The 17,964-nt window shown below is 42.6% G+C and carries 18 protein-coding genes; 7 read left to right on the top strand and 11 right to left on the bottom strand.

Features of this window, described 5'->3' with window-relative positions; translation table 11 throughout:
• Positions 1-301: 301 nt before the first annotated feature.
• On the top strand, positions 302-940 hold the full coding sequence (locus tag ABZA00_RS10945) for a LysE family translocator (RefSeq protein ID WP_372882205.1): 639 nt from the start codon (positions 302-304) through the stop codon (positions 938-940).
• Positions 941-1,441: 501 nt separating this feature from the next.
• On the top strand, positions 1,442-2,425 hold the full coding sequence (locus tag ABZA00_RS10940) for a DUF4382 domain-containing protein (protein WP_372882204.1): 984 nt from the start codon (positions 1,442-1,444) through the stop codon (positions 2,423-2,425).
• A 62-nt stretch (positions 2,426-2,487) separates the two neighbouring features.
• Here the strand turns inward: ABZA00_RS10940 and pepB are convergent, their stop codons facing one another.
• The 10 genes from pepB to trmJ all read right to left on the bottom strand — a co-directional run bounded on the left by pepB (position 2,488) and on the right by trmJ (position 10,548).
• Positions 2,488-3,780 carry an aminopeptidase PepB gene (pepB, locus tag ABZA00_RS10935; RefSeq protein WP_372882203.1) on the bottom strand — a complete coding sequence of 431 codons (1,293 nt, stop codon included), beginning with the start codon at positions 3,778-3,780 and terminating at the stop codon, positions 2,488-2,490.
• Positions 3,781-3,842: 62 nt separating this feature from the next.
• The gene (gene iscX, locus ABZA00_RS10930; RefSeq protein ID WP_372882202.1) at positions 3,843-4,040 is read right to left on the bottom strand and encodes a Fe-S cluster assembly protein IscX; all 198 of its coding nucleotides are present in this window, start codon (positions 4,038-4,040) and stop codon (positions 3,843-3,845) included.
• A 44-nt stretch (positions 4,041-4,084) separates the two neighbouring features.
• Positions 4,085-4,423 carry an ISC system 2Fe-2S type ferredoxin gene (gene fdx, locus ABZA00_RS10925; protein WP_372882201.1) on the bottom strand — a complete coding sequence of 113 codons (339 nt, stop codon included), beginning with the start codon at positions 4,421-4,423 and terminating at the stop codon, positions 4,085-4,087.
• 49 nt (positions 4,424-4,472) lie between these two features.
• Positions 4,473-6,344 (bottom strand): Fe-S protein assembly chaperone HscA, encoded by a 1,872-nt coding sequence (gene hscA / locus ABZA00_RS10920; RefSeq protein WP_372882200.1) that lies wholly within the window; start codon positions 6,342-6,344, stop codon positions 4,473-4,475.
• A gap of 81 nt (positions 6,345-6,425) precedes the next feature.
• Positions 6,426-6,935, bottom strand: a complete 510-nt coding sequence (gene hscB, locus ABZA00_RS10915) for a co-chaperone HscB (RefSeq protein WP_372882199.1) — start codon at positions 6,933-6,935, stop codon at positions 6,426-6,428.
• Positions 6,936-7,034: 99 nt separating this feature from the next.
• A complete protein-coding gene (iscA, locus tag ABZA00_RS10910) occupies positions 7,035-7,358 on the bottom strand; it encodes an iron-sulfur cluster assembly protein IscA (RefSeq protein ID WP_372882198.1) in 324 nt (107 codons plus the stop codon).
• 68 nt (positions 7,359-7,426) lie between these two features.
• Positions 7,427-7,813 (bottom strand): Fe-S cluster assembly scaffold IscU, encoded by a 387-nt coding sequence (gene iscU / locus ABZA00_RS10905; protein WP_372882197.1) that lies wholly within the window; start codon positions 7,811-7,813, stop codon positions 7,427-7,429.
• A 137-nt stretch (positions 7,814-7,950) separates the two neighbouring features.
• Positions 7,951-9,165: an IscS subfamily cysteine desulfurase gene (locus ABZA00_RS10900; protein ID WP_372882196.1), complete on the bottom strand. Its 1,215-nt coding sequence runs from the start codon at positions 9,163-9,165 to the stop codon at positions 7,951-7,953.
• A 32-nt stretch (positions 9,166-9,197) separates the two neighbouring features.
• Positions 9,198-9,671 carry a Fe-S cluster assembly transcriptional regulator IscR gene (iscR, locus tag ABZA00_RS10895; protein WP_372882195.1) on the bottom strand — a complete coding sequence of 158 codons (474 nt, stop codon included), beginning with the start codon at positions 9,669-9,671 and terminating at the stop codon, positions 9,198-9,200.
• Between the two features lie 139 nt (positions 9,672-9,810).
• A complete protein-coding gene (trmJ, locus tag ABZA00_RS10890) occupies positions 9,811-10,548 on the bottom strand; it encodes a tRNA (cytosine(32)/uridine(32)-2'-O)-methyltransferase TrmJ (RefSeq protein ID WP_372882194.1) in 738 nt (245 codons plus the stop codon).
• A 236-nt stretch (positions 10,549-10,784) separates the two neighbouring features.
• On the opposite strand from trmJ, the gene suhB reads away from it, so the two are divergent.
• The 5 genes from suhB (at position 10,785) to ABZA00_RS10865 (ending at position 16,042) form a co-directional block, all read left to right on the top strand.
• The gene (gene suhB / locus ABZA00_RS10885; protein ID WP_372882193.1) at positions 10,785-11,570 is read left to right on the top strand and encodes an inositol-1-monophosphatase; all 786 of its coding nucleotides are present in this window, start codon (positions 10,785-10,787) and stop codon (positions 11,568-11,570) included.
• A 262-nt stretch (positions 11,571-11,832) separates the two neighbouring features.
• Entirely contained in the window at positions 11,833-12,069 is a 237-nt protein-coding gene (locus tag ABZA00_RS10880) for a TIGR02647 family protein (RefSeq protein ID WP_372882192.1), read from the top strand.
• A gap of 237 nt (positions 12,070-12,306) precedes the next feature.
• Positions 12,307-13,113 carry an exodeoxyribonuclease III gene (gene xthA / locus ABZA00_RS10875; RefSeq protein WP_372882191.1) on the top strand — a complete coding sequence of 269 codons (807 nt, stop codon included), beginning with the start codon at positions 12,307-12,309 and terminating at the stop codon, positions 13,111-13,113.
• Positions 13,114-13,433: 320 nt separating this feature from the next.
• Entirely contained in the window at positions 13,434-15,320 is a 1,887-nt protein-coding gene (locus ABZA00_RS10870) for a DUF294 nucleotidyltransferase-like domain-containing protein (RefSeq protein WP_372882190.1), read from the top strand.
• Positions 15,320-16,042 carry a 3'-5' exonuclease gene (locus tag ABZA00_RS10865; protein WP_372882189.1) on the top strand — a complete coding sequence of 241 codons (723 nt, stop codon included), beginning with the start codon at positions 15,320-15,322 and terminating at the stop codon, positions 16,040-16,042. The genes ABZA00_RS10870 and ABZA00_RS10865 overlap by 1 nt, the downstream gene beginning before the upstream one ends.
• A gap of 42 nt (positions 16,043-16,084) precedes the next feature.
• Here the strand turns inward: ABZA00_RS10865 and putP are convergent, their stop codons facing one another.
• Positions 16,085-17,584, bottom strand: coding sequence for a sodium/proline symporter PutP (gene putP / locus ABZA00_RS10860; RefSeq protein ID WP_372882188.1), 1,500 nt, complete (start codon positions 17,582-17,584; stop codon positions 16,085-16,087).
• Positions 17,585-17,964: the final 380 nt, after the last annotated feature.

Here is a 17,964-nt window from a genome sequence, read left to right as displayed (position 1 = left end):
TCATTTATGCTTGTTAAAATAAATGCTAGCTTCGTTATTGATTTTGCAATTAGAACAACTAGTTACTGCAATCAATGCCTCGCTTTCATTTATTTTTCCTGACGCCTAAACAGATCATTTAATTAATCCAATTGGTATTATCAACCTTGCTGCCGTGAAATCGGTTGGCATTTTTCACGGGGGAACCGGCAGACTTCCATCCCCTAAGCTTAAACCGCTATCTATAACAGGTAAACTGCTTTACAAAAGAAACTGTTCTTTGCTATAAGAAATCTTTATTAAACATTAGAGAGCTATGCACATGCATATATTAAATTTTGAGGCATTTTTAATTGCGATAACGATTCTTACCTTAACACCGGGTCTCGATACTGCACTGGTTATCCGTAATAGTAGCCGTTCAGGAGGTGTTGATGGCTGTATTACAAGTTTTGGTATCTGCATGGGACTGTTTGTCCACGCGACTTTCTCCGCCGTGGGTATTTCAGCTATTTTGCTGCAATCGGCAGAATTATTTCACGTCATAAAATGGATCGGAGCGGCTTATTTAATCTGGTTGGGAATCAATAGCCTCAGAAGTACTTTTAAGGGGTCCGGGGGTATCGATATAACCGCCGGCCAAAATGGCAGTCTGGATCTTAAACGTTCCCTGCGTGAAGGTTTTTTATCCAATGTACTTAACCCTAAAACGGCCATTTTTTACCTGGCTTTTTTACCCCAGTTTATCGATCCGAACTACTCCCCTTTTGTACAATCATTAACCCTGGCGGGTATCCACTTTTTAATCGCCATGGTGTGGCAGTGCTCTTTAGCCGGCGCCATTAATTCCGCCAAAAAGTTATTAAAAAGCGCATCAATAATGTCATGGATGGAAGGCGTGACCGGCATGGTGCTGATTATATTGGGCGGAAAACTACTGTTAGATGATTCTCCAGTTTAATTAATTTAGCGAAACCTTCTGTCTCCGTTCAATATGTAAATTTTGTGTATTGAACGGAGAAACTATCAGCTTTCGCTAATAATTATTGCCATTCCACAAACAACTCTTAACCACCCTGCATCACTATACCCATGTTACTTCAAAATGCTTTGTCAGGCACGAGCTTGGAAATCAGAGCAAGGCGCAACATGAGGTAATAGTTACTCCCTTTTCGATTGCTGCAACGCAGCACTGGTTTTCGAGCTCGCACCCCGTAGGGCAAGGGAAATTGCACCAATCTGCTTGGTTATAAAATCTCTCTGTAGAATGACTAGACTTCAATTTTATGTCTAGCATCTCGGCACAATTGACCTTGCTGACTTTACATCTTGAAGTATCATGGGTATATAATCTCCTATCTGACTATACTTTCAAAGTGAATCGATTATCTGGACAGGTTTAAACTGGCCGGTTTAAATTAACGCACCACATCCTGCTTCCATGAATTTTTAAAGGTGACTTATGAAGACGAATAACACATTATTAGCCCTCACTTTAACAACGTTACTGACAGCATGTGGCGGTGGTGGTGAAGGTGGCGGAAGCTCTGCCGAAGGCACATTCAATTTCGCCGTATCTGATAATCCCGCCGACGCGAAAGTCGTTAATATAGCCTTCAAACAGATCGTGCTTAAAAATGATGATGGTTCGATCTCTTTTGATGTAGCAGAAGATGGTGCATTAAAAAATGTTGATTTGCTTACTGTGCAAGGGCAGGCGAAGGAGTGGTTAGTCAGCGGACAGTCTATCCCCGTGGGTGAATACCAGATGTGTATCTATATCAAGAAAAGTGAGGTTGCAGATATTGAAAGTTCATATGTTCAAACCATGAATGATAATATTGCCGGGTTAACCACTAACAGCAACGGATCATGTGGTGGCGCTGGCGCTGAAGAAGCAGATACCGGACGTTTATTTATTAACAAAAAATTCACCATAGCGGCAGGGACTAATAACTTTGTAGCAGAGTTTGATTTATTGAAGATTTTGCAGGGGCCCAAAGGTAATAAAGCGTATTGGACCCTTAAACCAACGGGAATAAACCTGATAAACTTATCTGATGTCGGCTCAATTTCCGGAACCATCAGCCCACAAACCAGTATTGACTGCGGACAGGACTTCGGTCATGCCGTTTATTTATATCCGGCTGATACCACGCTTGATAATATGAGCGATTTCACAGAGCAAACTGTAGATGATCCGCTGGTAGCACCGATCGCTTCCGCGCGGGCAAATGCGATCAATGACGATAGCACTCAGGGGTATGAATTTGAGTTCGGCTTTGTCGTTGCCGGTACATATAACTTAGGTTATACCTGTACTGCGAGCAACGATGATCCCGCTGAAACGAATGTAGAAACGACAGATGATGAAACTTTCTTTATCTACGCAGCAGCAGAGGCCGTTGAAGTCACTTCCGAGCAAACAACCACACAGAATTTTTAGCAAAAAAAAAAGGCTGTTCCATCTATTGAACAGCCTTTGATCCCGGTCATGCAGACAAGATGCTAAGCAAATAACATCTTGCTAATGGTACGGACACCATGGCCTTTACCGCCTGCAGACCACAAACCATTGTCGCCCATTTGATAACTGCCTGAAAGATCAAAATGCACCCAGTTTGCTTTCGGGTTAACCACAAACTTAGCCAGGAATGCCGCTGCCGTTGAGGCCCCGGCCATGCCCTCGCCGCTGTGGATGTTGGCAATATCCGCAAATGATGAGTTAATCTGCTGCAGATGGAACTCTTCAAAAGGTAAACGCCAGATAAATTCATTTTCCTGTTTCGCACAAGTTGTTGCCAGCGCGACAAGCTGCTCATCCATACTCAATACACAATTATAATCACGGCCAACAGCCATTTTAGCCGCGCCGGTTAAGGTTGCAGCATCAATAATAATCTTTGCATTATCTTCCTGAGCAGCAATCAGACCGTCTGCCAATACCAGACGCCCTTCTGCATCACTGTTTAATACTTCAACCGTTACACCATTTTTATAGGTGATCACATCACCTAATTTATAAGCATCGCCGCTGATTAAGTTTTCAGCACAGCACAAGTATAATTTAACCCGTTTAGTTAACCCATTAGCAATCGCCAGTGCCAGTGCGCCGGTGAGCGTCGCTGCCCCGCCCATATCACTTTTCATAATCGCCATTGAACCACTTGGTTTTAGACTATAACCACCCGAGTCAAACGTAATACCTTTACCAACTAATGCATACTCAATCGGCGCATCCGCATCACCCGTCGGATTAAAATCCAGTTGTAACATACAAGGCGGACGCTCACTTCCACGACCGACCTGATAAATACCCTGGAAGTTTTCCGCTAACAGGCTTTCTCCGGCGATAATATTTGCCGAAATTGTCACGCCGGCAGGTAAAACCGATTCGATTAAGGTCACCGCTTTTTCACACAGTAATACAGGGGGTAACGCTTCCGGCCCAAGATTAATGGTTGCACGGACCCACTCAATAATCTCTTTTTGTGCAGTGAGTTGTTTTAATTGCGCTGCTTGTAATTCACCAAAATCAATATTTGCACCTTTTTTAGCATTATAAAAACCCTGCGAAAATGCCCAGCGCAGTTCCATATCCCAGAGCTCACCGATCAATTGAATACGTTCAAGTCCCATTCCATCTAAGCGACGTGCTGCCGACTGAACCTGCTGAAATAAGGGTTTTTCTTTATTTAAATGGATAGTTGCATGACCTTCTGCAAAACTCAGCAGCGCAGACTTTCCCCAAGCTTCAGAAGCACCAGCGAAACTCAAAGAAACTAAAAAAACATTACTCATATCATTACCTTTTCAAGAAACAAAAACGCAAGCCGAAGCTTGCGTTTGTAAAAAATATATAATTAAACTTCTTCAATCCAGCACTGTTGCACCGCTTCTAAAATTCGCTCACTGCAGTGGTTAGGATCATCATCAAAATCATCAAGACTCATAATCCACTCGCGCAAATCTGTAAAACGAACCTGTTGCGGATCCTGATCCGGGAAATTATCAATTAAAGCCAGAGCCAACTCCTGGGAGTCTATCCATTTTAATGTCATATTCAGATCCTTATTGCTTAATTAATTGTAACCCTGTTAGCGGGTTAATGATTTTCTGAAACAATATTAACCGTATATTTAGGAATTTCGACGACTAAATTTTCATTAGTAACGCACGCCTGGCAACCTAAACGGGATTCCGGCTCAAGTCCCCATGCTTTGTCCAGCATATCATCTTCTAATTCATCACTTTCTTCAAGAGAGTCAAAGCCCTCACGAATAACAACATGGCAAGTCGTGCATGCACAGGACTTTTCACAGGCATGTTCAATATGAATATGGTTCTTTAAAGCAACATCTAAAATTGTCTCACCTTCGGCAGCTTCCGTTACCAAGCCCTCCGGGCATAACTCTTCATGGGGTAAAAATATTATTTGTGGCATCTTAATCGTACCTTCTTCCTTTAAATTAATTAATGTTTATTGCTGCCTGTTAAATTTGATCAACAGACTGGCCGGTTAATGCTTTTTTAATGGATGCATCCATCCGCAAGGAGGCATAATGATCGGTTAACTTATCAATCGCCTCAAGTGCTTCTTTAATGGCATTAATATCATTACCCTCACCAATGTCAGCAAGCTTGCTGATATTGTCTTTAATAACCTGATATTCTTCAGGCTCAAGTAACTCAGTGCCATCTTTGGCAAGCGCAGCTTCAAGATTTTCAATCACACGTTTCACTTCAACCTGCTGTTCAATCAACATACGTGCCTGGATATCTTTTTCTGCAAAGGTCATGGAATCAGTCAACATATCCATCACCTGCTGATCACTTAATCCATAAGTCGGTTTTACTTCGATCGAGGCATGCACACCGGAAGATTTTTCCATCGCATTAACGCTTAATAGGCCATCGGCATCCACCTGGAAAGTAACCCTGATATGCGCAGCACCAGCAGCCATTGGCGGAATATCGGTAAGTACAAAACGGGCTAAAGAGCGGCAATCAGCAACCATTTCACGCTCGCCCTGCAGCACATGGATCAACATTGCTGTCTGGCCATCTTTAAAAGTAGTAAACTCCTGAGCACGGGCAACGGGAATCGTGGTATTACGGGGTATCACTTTTTCAACTAATTCCCCCATTGTTTCTAAACCTAATGAGAGAGGCAATACATCCAGTAACAGCATCTCTGAATCGGGCTTATTACCGACTAATATATCCGCCTGAATAGCGGCGCCAATAGCGACCACTTTATCCGGGTCAATCCCGGTTAACAGTTCTTTTTTGAAAAAATCAGCCACCCTTTCACGTACCAGCGGGACGCGTGTAGAGCCGCCCACCATCACCACTTCAGCTATTTCATCCAGGGTGATTTGAGCATCTTTTATTGCCCGCTTACAGGCGCGTAAGGTTTTTTTAACTAGTTTTTCAATCAATGCTTCAAAGGTACTTTTATCAAGCGCGCCCGACCATTGGGCATGGGTCAGTGTGATACTGACTTGCTCCTGTTCGCTGAGCTGCTGTTTGCTTGCGCGTGCAACCTGCAGTAATTCCTGTTGTAATGATGCAGAGATGGAGCCAGTAATGCCCGCCTGCTGTTTAATCCAATTAACAATTGCCAGATCAAAATCATCACCGCCAAGGGCAGAATCACCACCGGTAGCAAGTACTTCAAAAACACCTGCATGTAAACGTAGAATGGAGATATCAAAAGTCCCGCCGCCTAAATCATAAACGGCAATCACCCCTTCCTGTCCGGAATCAAGCCCGTAGGCAATGGCTGCGGCGGTCGGTTCATTTAATAAACGCAGAACATGCAAACCGGCTAAACGCGCGGCATCTTTGGTGCCCTGACGCTGAGCATCGTCAAAGTAAGCAGGCACAGTTATCACCACACCGTCCAGTTCACCTTGTAAACTTTCCGCTGCGCGCTGACCTAATGCTTTTAGAATTTCGCTTGAAGCCTGAACCGCATTAATTGCGCCCGCCCTGGTGTTTATCTGCACCAGTCCGCTTTCATGAGCGCTTAGCTGATACGGCAGATGGGTTGTATCTAAGTCAGTTAATGATTTGCCGATCAGGCGTTTGACAGAAACCAGTGTATTTGAAGGATCTGTTAACAGGTATTGTTGAGCGTTGACGCCCACGCTTATTTGGGTATCACCCTGCGCATCTTTCTCGCCATAATGCACAACAGAGGGCAGCATATCTTGTTGCTGATGGTCCATTAATGTAGAAGCCTCACCACTACGAACAGTTGCAACCAGTGAGTTGGTTGTTCCTAAATCGATACCGGCAGCTAATTTATGCTGATGCGGCGCTGCAGAGAAACCTGGCTCTGCAATTTGAAGTAATGCCATCGTGTAATATCCTATTTTTATGGTGTTAGGGCTGTGACCTTACGTGTTTATTTGAACGCTAAAGGTCAACAGACCCTAGTATCAATCGAATAGTTTTTCTTCGATTAATGCTAATTCGTTTTGAAGTTTGAGCATAAATTTTAACTTTCTAACACTGTCTGCAGTAGCTTCCAGCTCATTATTTTGCAGTTGCACTTCGATTATCGCTTCCAGATCTGTAACTTGTTGCTGCAGGTGCTGCGCAAATGCTTCAACTTCATCTTCATCATCTTCTGTAAAGGCAGAGATGGTTTCACGCCACTCCATCTGCTGGATCAGGAAAGACGTATCCTGTAATGTTCTTTGTTCCAAAGCAATGTCCAGTCCCGCCAATGAAAGCAGGTATTGGGCACGCAAACAACTATTTTTCAGTGTCTGATAAGCATCGTTTATTTCTGTGCTTTTCTGCATTGCAGACAGGCGTTCACTATCACCGTACATAACAAATTTATCAGGGTGATATTGCTTTTGCAGCTCCCGATAAGTTGCAGATAATAATGTATGATCGATTGGAAATGTAACCGGAAGAGAGAATAGCTCGAAGTAGTTCACAACAGTTTCCTAAAAAGAAAAAAGAGGAAAAATGTAAACATAATTCCTCAATAAAATACAGTCCATCATTATAGCGAGTTAACGGAGGGTAATTAAGCGTTATACGCTAAAGCTCTCACCGCAACCACATTCCCCGTCTGTATTGGGGTTATTAAACTCAAAACCTTCGTTAAGACCTTCTTTAACAAAATCTAATTCTGTACCATCAAGATAAACCAGGCTTTTTTTATCAACAATAACTTTAATGCCTTTATCGATAAATACTTCATCGTCATCATTAAGTACATCAACGAATTCAAGTACATAAGCCATACCTGAACAGCCTGATGTTTTAACCCCTAACCGTAAACCAATCCCTTTACCGCGATTAGATAGAAAATCCGCAACATGTTGTGCTGCTGCTTCTGTCATTGTGATAGCCAAAATCGACTCCAGTTATTAACTTTAAAAAACTATAAAACTATAAATACAGCGTTATGTCAAACCTGCTCTTAAGCTTTCGGGTGTTTACTTTTATAATCTGAAATAGCAGCTTTAATTGCATCTTCAGCCAGTATTGAACAGTGGATTTTCACCGGTGGTAAAGCAAGTTCAGCTGAAATTTCTGTGTTAGTAATCGCGCTTGCCTGTTCTAACGTTTTACCTTTTACCCATTCCGTCACTAACGAACTGGATGCTATTGCGCTACCACAACCGTATGTTTTGAATTTTGCATCTTCAATCACACCATTTGCATCGATTTTCAGCTGCAGTTTCATAACGTCACCACAAGCGGGTGCGCCAACCATACCTGTTGCAACACTATCATCATTTTTGTCGAATGAACCTACGTTACGTGGGTTTTCGTAATGGTCTATTACTTTTTCGCTGTAAGCCATGATATCTATCCTTTTAGTCTTTCTTCTAAAGTTGTTCGTGAATGTAATTTGCATTGCTGTAATGCGCTTCAGCTAAAAGTTAAAACACTTATTAAAAAGGCATGTTGTTAACTTTTAGCTACCAGGTGCACTGCAACCTAGTGATGTGACCACTCGATACTGTTGATATCGATACCCTCTTTGTACATATCCCATAGAGGCGACATTTCACGTAAGCGGCCAATATTTTCACGAATAATTTTAATTGCGTAATCAATCTCTTCTTCAGTAGTAAAACGGCCAATACTGAAACGGATTGAACTATGTGCCAGTTCATCATCACGGCCAATTGCACGCAATACATAAGAAGGCTCTAGACTTGCTGAAGTACAGGCACTGCCTGAAGAAACAGCCAAATCTTTCAGTGCCATCACCAGAGATTCACCTTCAACATAGTTAAAACTGATATTGATATTGCCCGCAACGCGGTTTTCTAAAGAACCGTTGACATAAACTTCTTCCATGTCGCTTACACCGTTCAACAAACGTGTACGCAGCATTAAAATACGTTCATTCTCAGAAGCCATCTCTTCTTTGGCAATTCGACAAGCTTCGCCCATCGCAACTATCTGGTGTGTCGGTAATGTGCCACTGCGCATACCACGCTCATGTCCGCCGCCATGCATCTGCGCTTCCAAACGAACACGGGGTTTACGGCAAACGTACAAAGCGCCAATACCTTTGGGACCATACATTTTATGAGCCGAAAATGACATTAAATCCACTTTAACAGCTTGTGTATCAATATTTATCTTTCCTGCACTTTGCGCGGCATCAACATGGAATATAGTTTTATTAGCACGGCACAATTCACCAAATGCAGCGATATCCTGAATCACACCAATTTCATTATTAACATGCATCAAGCTAACCAGAACGGTATCCGGACGTAACGCCTCTTTTAATTGTGCGGGTGTTACAATACCGTCTTCCTGCGGTTCAAGGTATGTTACTTCATAACCTTCACGCTCCAGTTGACGACAAGTATCCAATACTGCTTTATGTTCAGTTTTTGCGGTGATGATATGTTTGCCTTTTTTCGCATAAAAATGCGCAGCACCTTTAATCGCAAGGTTGTCTGATTCTGTCGCGCCGGAAGTGAAAACAATTTCACGAGGATCTGCATTGATTAAATCAGCAATTTGTTCACGTGCAAGGTCTACCGCCTCTTCAGCCTGCCAACCAAAACGATGCGAACGGGAAGCCGGGTTACCAAACTCGCCATCCGGTGTTAAATACTGCATCATTTTATCCGCAACGCGAGGATCAACGGGAGTTGTTGCAGAATAATCAAGGTAAATTGGTAATTTCATTTGTGTCTCCACTGCTTCAGATAAACGTTTGATTATGCTTTAACGTTTAGTTGTTCAGTTTGGTTAAATTTATTATTTTGAATTTCAGAAATGTGCTGTACATGTTCAGAGGTCATTAACTCTTCAAGAGTAATATCATCTAAAAAGGTACTGATTCGGTCACTGAGCTGTTCCCATAAAGAGTGCGTCAAACACTGCACACCATCTTTGCTACAACCATTTTTTCCGTCGCATTTTCTTATATCTACCGATTCATTAACCGCGTCAATAATCATTGCAACTGAAATTTCGCTGCGCTCTTTACCCAGTTTATAACCACCACCTGGACCACGGACACTGCTAACCAGCTCATTTTTGCGTAATTTAGAGAACAACTGTTCCAGATAGGATAGAGATATCCCCTGGCGTTCAGAAATATCCGCTAAGGGTACCGGTCCGGTGTGCTCTTTGATGGCCACATCAAGCATTGCTGTTACTGCATAGCGGCCTTTCGAAGTTAATTTCATAATGCTTCACTTATATAGTGGGAAAATGACATATAACAACACTTTCCGTGAACTTTCATGAGACAATTATAAATACCCGACAAAATTAGTCAAGTAAAAAACCATATACTTTAGTAGGTTTTAAGTTTTTTATATCTTTTTATTTTTCTGGATCTTTTTCTGCCGGCAGTACTGATTTTTGGATACTGCTTAAAATCCCTCTCCACATTCTTATTTCTTTCACTTCAGGGCGGGCACGGTTAAAGAAGCGGCGCAATTTATTCATAACCAAACCAGGGTGTGCAGGAACAATAAAGCGAGTATCCGTTAAGGTTTGTTCAAGATGATTAAATAAACCTTCAATTTCTTCAGTAAGCGGGTATTCCTGCTCCTGCTCCGGATAAGCTTTTGCAGCTAAAAATGCCATGCGCACTTCATAGCTTAAAGTTTGCACGGCCATGGCTAAATTCAGGGAACTATAATCCGGATTTGCAGGAATAAAGACATGAAAATGGCACTTTTGAAGTTCGTCATTAGTCAACCCACTATTTTCACGACCAAACACTAAGGCAACAGGGTATTTCTGTCCTTCAACAACCGCTTTTTCCCCCATTTCCCGTGGATCCAGCATTGGCCAGTCCAAAGTACGCGGACGCGCGCTTGCGCCAATCACCAAACCGCAATCAGCGATAGCCTCATCCAGACTATTGCACACCTTATGATTTTGTAATACATCGGTCGCCCCTGCTGAAAGTGCGACAGATTTCCCATCAATTTCACATTCCGGTTGGACAAGTACTAGGTTAGTTAACCCCATTGTTTTCATTGCCCTTGCTGCGCTACCGATATTACCCGGGTGAGAGGTACCAATGAGTATAATGCGTACGTTTTCTAGCATTTATGTTCCTTTATTTGAGGCGAAGTTAAGAGCGAAAGTTTATCATTGTTTAGTATACAAAAAAATAGTTGTATTTGAGCCGGGATTCGAGATTAACAATCACTTTTTGTTATTTACAGCACTACTGTGCGAAAAACAAACAAAGCAACATATTGCAGATTTATGTGATCTATGTATAATTCCGCGCCGAGAAGGAATCTCCCTTCAATGTTCTTTTAAAATCTAATGGTGATCCAATGCATCCAATGTTAAATATTGCGATTCGTGCTGCCCGTAACGCAGGCAAAGTAATTGTTAAAGGCTATGAAAATCTAGAAGCCGTCGAAGTAGAAGAAAAATCATTAAATGATTACGTAAGCAGTGTTGATAAAGAAGCTGAAGTTGCAATCATTGGTACATTACGTAAATCATACCCGGACCACAGCATCATTGCTGAAGAATCAGGTATAGATGAAGGTAAAGACTCGGATTACCAATGGATTATTGACCCGCTTGACGGAACAACCAACTTTATTCACGGCATTCCTCATTTTGCTGTTTCAATTGCCTTAAAAATCAAAGGGCGCACTGAAGTGGGCGTTGTATTCGACCCGATTCGTAACGAATTGTTCTCTGCTGTTAAGGGCCAAAGCGCACAAATCAACGGCTACCGTACCCGTACTAATTCAATGAACAAACTTTCCGGTACGCTTTTAGCGACAGGTTTTCCTTTTAAACAAAAACATCATACTGAAACCTACCTGAATATCTTTAAAGAGTTCTTTATGGATGTAGCTGATATGCGCCGTAGCGGCAGTGCAGCACTGGATCTGGCTTATGTAGCTGCCGGTCGTGTAGATGGATTCTGGGAATTTGGTTTAAAACCCTGGGATATTGCAGCAGGTGAAATACTGGTTAAAGAATCGGGTGCGATGATGACCGACTTTAACGGCGGCAATGATTACATGAAAACCGGTAATGTTGTTGCCGCAAACCCGAAACTCCTTAAAGAGATGCTGACGGTTATCCGTAAAAACCAGTAAAAAATAGCAGATCAGCTTTACTTGTAAAACGCAGACTCCGGTTTGCGTTTTTTTATGTCTAACAGAAAAATATAAGCTTTCCTCCACTCGCTGTTTAGCCCCAATAGATTAAAAAACAACTTATAAAAACAACCCTTTGTATGTTTTATATTCTACAAGCTGCAAATAGCATGATCTACGCCATATTCGCATCTGCTGATAATTGCAATTTAATAGCAATTACATATTATAAATATTCCGAATTTAATAGAAGTGAATGATCATGATTAAAAATTACTCTGATACTTTGTTTGAAGAAATGAAACTGCTTTCTAAATTCCCTGTCGAATCTCAACTGGAGGGTATTAAAGTTCATCATAATGCTCATCCATCGGTTATTGCTGCAGCCCAATCTTTATTTGATAAAGGTCTGACGACACAGCCTGACGGTGGTTATTTAACCGATAGCGGTTTTGAAACGGTTGCTCACCTTGACCATGTTTTAGCGACCTTAAGCTAATACAAATTCAGCTAACCAGCGTTAAAATGGATGAAAACAATGTTGTTTTCATCCCCAACAGCCAGCGATTGCCCAGGCAGAGGCTCTGCTGCTTTTAATTTTTGCTAAGCAATTTTTGACCATTCAATAAGCCGAATGGGATATCATTTTATTTTTCTTATGCATCCGGTTGAGTTATTAAACTCAGCAGGGTACATTCACAGCCTTATTTTAATGTGATTTATTTAGGGCCTTTTAATGAAAGTCATCTCGTTCAACATCAATGGGCTACGCGCTCGTCTTCACCAACTGCAGGCAGTTATCGACAAACACCAGCCAGATGTCATCGGTTTACAGGAAATTAAAGTGCATAACGATCTTTTTCCCGTTGCTGATGTCGAAGCAATGGGATATCACGTCTATTTCCATGGGCAAAAAGGTCATTACGGTGTGGCGATGTTATGCAAAAATGAAGCATCAGATGTGCAGTATGGTTTTCCTACGGATGATGATGAAGCGCAACGCCGCATGATTATGGTCACTGTGGAAGATAAAAACGGTTCACCTGTGCGTATCCTTAACGGCTATTTTCCGCAGGGCGAAAACCAGACACATGAAATTAAATACCCTGCTAAACGTAAGTTTTATCAGGATCTGAATATTTATCTGAATGAGTTCCATAACGCACAGGAACAACTGATCGTTATGGGTGATATCAATATCTCCCCGCTTGATTTGGATATCGGAATAGGCGAAGTAAATGCCAAACGCTGGTTAAAAACTAAAAAATGCAGCTTCTTACCGGAAGAGCGTCAATGGTTAAGTAAATTAATGGATTTTGGTTTTGTTGATACTTACCGGTTATTAAACCCTGAAGTTTCTGACCAATACAGCTGGTTTGATTACCGCTCCCGTGGATTTGATGATAATCGCGGCTTACGCATTGATGTGATTTTAGCAACCGAAACATTAGCGGATAAAACCATAGACAGCGGTATTGATTATGAACTGAGGGGCATTGATAAGCCCTCAGATCACGCCCCGATATGGACGGAATTTGCTTAACCTGCAATGAAAGGATAATGCGGCTACAAACTTTCAAACTGCCGGTAGTTGTTAACACTATCCCAGTGAGCGCCAATACAAGCCTTATTACTGCTCGCCGGGATCGCGTTTCTCCTGAGCAATCTGATATACCGCAAAGTTGCTTCATTTCCTCGACCAGATCATCTATCTCACAAATATTGTCAGCTATCATAGATAGCTTTTGGACAATCTGTCTCTATCTCCTGTCTTTGCAACAACAAAAGAGCGATACTCAGCAGTAAAATTCGCGTAGTATACTGGTTATCAGTCGAAAGAAAAAATTGCCAAGTGGTTACCCTATGAATGCAGAACTACAAGAAATACAGAGCTTTCTTTGTCAATATCCTCCCTTTAACGAGCTGCCGGAAGAGGTGATTGAGCAGGTAACAAAACACGTTGAGATAGCCTATTTCCGAAAAGACACGCCGATTATTCATTTTGGTGATTACATCAAAGATCTCTATATGATTCGCAGCGGTGTAGTAGAAATCCATCGCCGCAACGGTGAGCTATATAATCGTCTGGATGAGGGCGACCTGTTTGGTCAACGGGGATTAATGACCAATAATAAGGTTCGTTTTCCTGCCAAGGCGATTAAAGATACCCTGCTCTACTGCATTCCCCAAAAAATTTTTCAACAGCTCTACGATCAACATGATACTTTTGCCGATTTTATTGAAGTAGACCACCACGCCCGACTGCGTCAGACTGTCTCTATCACTCATGATGCCAACAACCTGACCACCTCAAAAGTCATGACTTTGATCAACCGCGCGCCAGTCAGGATCGAAAAAACAACAACCATTCAGGATGCCGCACAAAAAATGGCAGAAGAGGGAGTCTCTGCACTGCTCATTATGGATGCAGAATTAGATAAAAATGATGAAGATAATAGCACGATAGTTGGTATTGTCAGCGATCGGGATCTTTGCACCCGGGTTCTTGCAAAGGGCCTTTCACCATTAGATGAAGTCGCCAGTATCATGACCTTAGAGGTTATTTCTGTGGATCACAACGCTTATGTGTACGAGGCGATGTTGACCATGCTGCGAGCTAATATACACCATCTGCCTATCATCAAAAAACATCAGCCAATAGGGATATTAGAGTCGGGTGATATTGTCCGCTACGAATCGCAAAACTCACTGCTGCTGGTTAACAGCATCTTCGTGCAGAATTCAGTAGAGGAGTTGCAGAACATTTCTAAACGAGTTAGAGACAGCTTTGTACGCATGGTCAATGAAGACGCCAACTCACACATGGTTGGAAGCGCCATGTCGGTTATTGGCCGTAGCTTTAAACAGCGCATTATTGAACTGGCGGAAGAGGAACTTGGCGAGCCACCCATCCCCTACTGCTTTCTGGCACTCGGCTCTATGGCCAGAGATGAACAGCTGCTGGTCACCGATCAGGACAACGCGATTATTCTGGACAACAGCTATGACGAGAAAAAACACGGCCAATATTTTGCCGATCTGGCCAAGTTTATTTGTGATGCGCTAAATAAATGCGGCTACGTCTATTGTACTGGCGATATCATGGTCACCAATCCTGCTTGGCGTAAAACCCGCAGCGAGTGGGAAGCATGTTTTGCCGACTGGATAGATAACCCGAACCCTGAGGCGCTGTTAAACAGCTCCATCTTTTTCGATCTTGATGGTGTATATGGCCGCCTGAAATGGGCAGAGCACCTGAATAGCTTTATCGTGCGCCGGGCTCGTAAAAATACCCGTTTTCTCGCCTGCCTTGCCCGCAATGCGCTTAACCGCAAGCCACCACTAGGCTTTTTCCAAAACTTTGTGATGGAGAAAAATGGTCAACATAAAAAATCCATTAATCTCAAAAAGCGCGGCACAGCCCCGCTTGCCGATCTCATTCGTGTTCTCGCCTTGTCGGTAGGCTCTCGTTCACAGAACTCTTTTGAACGCCTTGATGATATTGCTGAAGCGGGCATACTGCCACAAGGAAGAGCTCAGGATCTACGTGATGCCATGGAGTTTATCTCTATGGTACGTACTCGCCATCAGGCGATTGACGTAGAAAACAATATCAAACCTGACAACAATATCGAGCCGGAAACTATCTCTTACTTCGAACGGCGTAATCTCAAGGATGCATTTCAGATCCTGAGTTACGCACAAAACTTTCTTAAACTCCGCTACCATGCCAACAATAAGTTCACTTAATGCTATCAAAACTATTTAATTTTAGCAGGATCAGCGACTGGACCGCTTTTTATCAAAAGCAAAGCAATCAGTCCAACAATACGCTACTGCAAAATTTCTATAAACGGGGCGTCACAGGTCCCGATATGCCGCTCGCAAAGGTTAGGTTTGTCGCTCTGGATTTCGAAACCACCGGTCTGAATGCCAGAAAAGATGCTATCGTCAGTATCGGCCTGGTCCCTTTCGACCTCAACCGAATCTACCTGAACCAGGCCAGGCACTGGATAATAAATCCCAATCTGCCTTTGCAAAATGAGTCCGTAGTCATTCACGGTATCACCCATAGTGATATTGTCGATGCACCGGATTTAATGCAGATATTGGAAGATATTCTGCAGGCTCTGGCTGAGTGTACCGTCGTTGTTCATTACCGGCAGATTGAAAGAGAGTTCTTTGATATGGCGCTAAAAGAGCGTATTGGTGAAGGTATTCTATTCCCACTGGTGGATACTCTTGCGATAGAGTCTTATCTTCAGGCCAAGGAAACGAGTAGTTTTATTAACAGGTTAAAGGGAGCCAAACCTCAATCAGTTCGATTGGATGAATGCCGCCAAAGGTATGGCCTTCCAGCCTATACACCTCACCACGCACTGACTGACGCGATAGCGACCGCTGAGTTGCTGCAGGCTCAAATAGCTTACCACTACACGCCTGATACGCAAATCGGCGACCTATGGAAATGAAAAAGCTGGCATTTGCCAGCTTTGGGTTTTCAGCTTCTAATATTAATCAAATTCGATCAGATTCTTTTTATATTCATCAAACTGATCGGTTACCGACTTTTCAGGTGCAGCGGTTACTAAACTGGTAATGATAATGGCAGTTGTCGCAAAAATGATTCCCGGGACAATCTCATAGAGATCGAAAATACCACCTTCTAACTGCTTCCATACAACAATGGTAAAACCACCAACAAGAAGACCTGCTAATGCGCCATTGCGGTTCATACGCTTCCAGAACAGGCTTAACAGTAAAGCTGGACCAAATGCAGCACCAAATCCGGCCCATGCATAAGAAACCAGACCTAATACCGAGCTGTCAGGCGACATTGCTAACCATAATGCGACTAAAGCTAAAGCGATAACCCCTAAACGGCCAACCATCATAATCTCTGCAGGTGATGCATCGGTACGAATCCACTGCTTATAAAAATCTTCAGCTAAAGCAGATGAGGAAACCAGTAATTGCGAATCAGCAGTACTCATAATAGCAGCTAAAATAGCAGCCAATAAAATACCCGCAATCACAGGATGGAACACTGCATTTACCAGCAGCATAAATATCTTCTCTCCGTCGACGAGTCCACCAGATAGATTGTCTTGAACATACAGCAGCCCTACAAGACCAACCAAAACCGCACCAGCCATTGATAAAATGGTCCAGGTTACAGCAATACGACGTGCCGTAATTAAGTCTTTATTGGTACGCGTTGCCAGAAAACGAGCCAGGATATGCGGCTGACCAAAATAACCAAGCCCCCAGGCCATAAGTGACACTATCGCAATCCAGGTAAGTGGTTGTCCGTCTACACCGTTCCATAGGGTTACCAGCTCTGGATTAATTGCACTTAAATCCGTTATTACCTGTCCGAATCCCCCCTGCATAGCTGAGATAGGTACAACCAGAAGTGCTGCAGACATCAGTAATCCCTGCACCAAATCGGTCCAGGAAACGGCTAAAAATCCACCAAATAATGTATACGAAACAATACAGACAGTGCCGATAATAACCGCAGTGGTATAATCTAAGCCAAATACGGTTTCAAACAGCTTACCACCAGCCACTAGACCTGAGCTAGTGTAAAAAAGAAAGAATATCAGGATAAAAAAGGCGGCAATTGTCTGCACCATTTTTGATTTATCTTGAAAGCGGCGGGAAAGAAACTCAGGTAAAGTCAACGAGTTATCTGTCGTAATACTGTAGGTACGCAGACGTTTTGCAGCAACAGTCCAGTTTGCCCAGGTACCAATCAATAAACCTGCGGCAAGCCATAGCGATTCCATGCCGGCTGCATAGGCATAACCCGGCAAGCCAAGTAGTAACCAGCCGCTCATGTCCGAAGCACCTGCCGATAAGGCAGCGGGCCATGGTCCAAGGGTTCTCCCCCCGAGAAAGTAATCAGAAGAGTTACTGGTACGCATATATGCGTAATAGCCGATTAATAGCATCACGACTAAATAGACGAGAAACGTTGCCGTGATCGCAACAAAGTTGTTTTCAATCATAAGTTCATCCTTGTTAATAAGTTAAAAAATGTCCCAAACTAGAACAGATATGTAGCAATTTATATTAATCTGAATGAGTTCTATGGCATCAGTGAGTGACCATTGTGTCAACATTTGGTAACTTAATCAAACCAGATAACTTTCAGATTTACAAAAGAAAATCAGTTAGATTAAGAAATAAGCAGAAACGCATTCTTATTGTAGACCTCTTACCCTGATATCGCTACAACGGTGATATGATACCAATCATACTAAATAAGTGATCATTTTAAGATGGTCTAAATGTCCAAGTACAGCGTTGCTTTCAATCCCAATAGCCTGCTATTGCTCAATCAAGCGCCTTGTTCTTGAAAATTTATCCTCACTGAAATTTGATCACT

Origin of the sequence: Psychromonas sp. (assembly GCF_041586535.1) — a bacterium.
In the GTDB taxonomy this organism is placed as follows: Bacteria; Pseudomonadota; Gammaproteobacteria; order Enterobacterales; family Psychromonadaceae; genus Psychromonas.
Note: the sequence above shows the minus strand (reverse complement) of the source record. Positions and strands in the feature narration are given on the sequence as shown.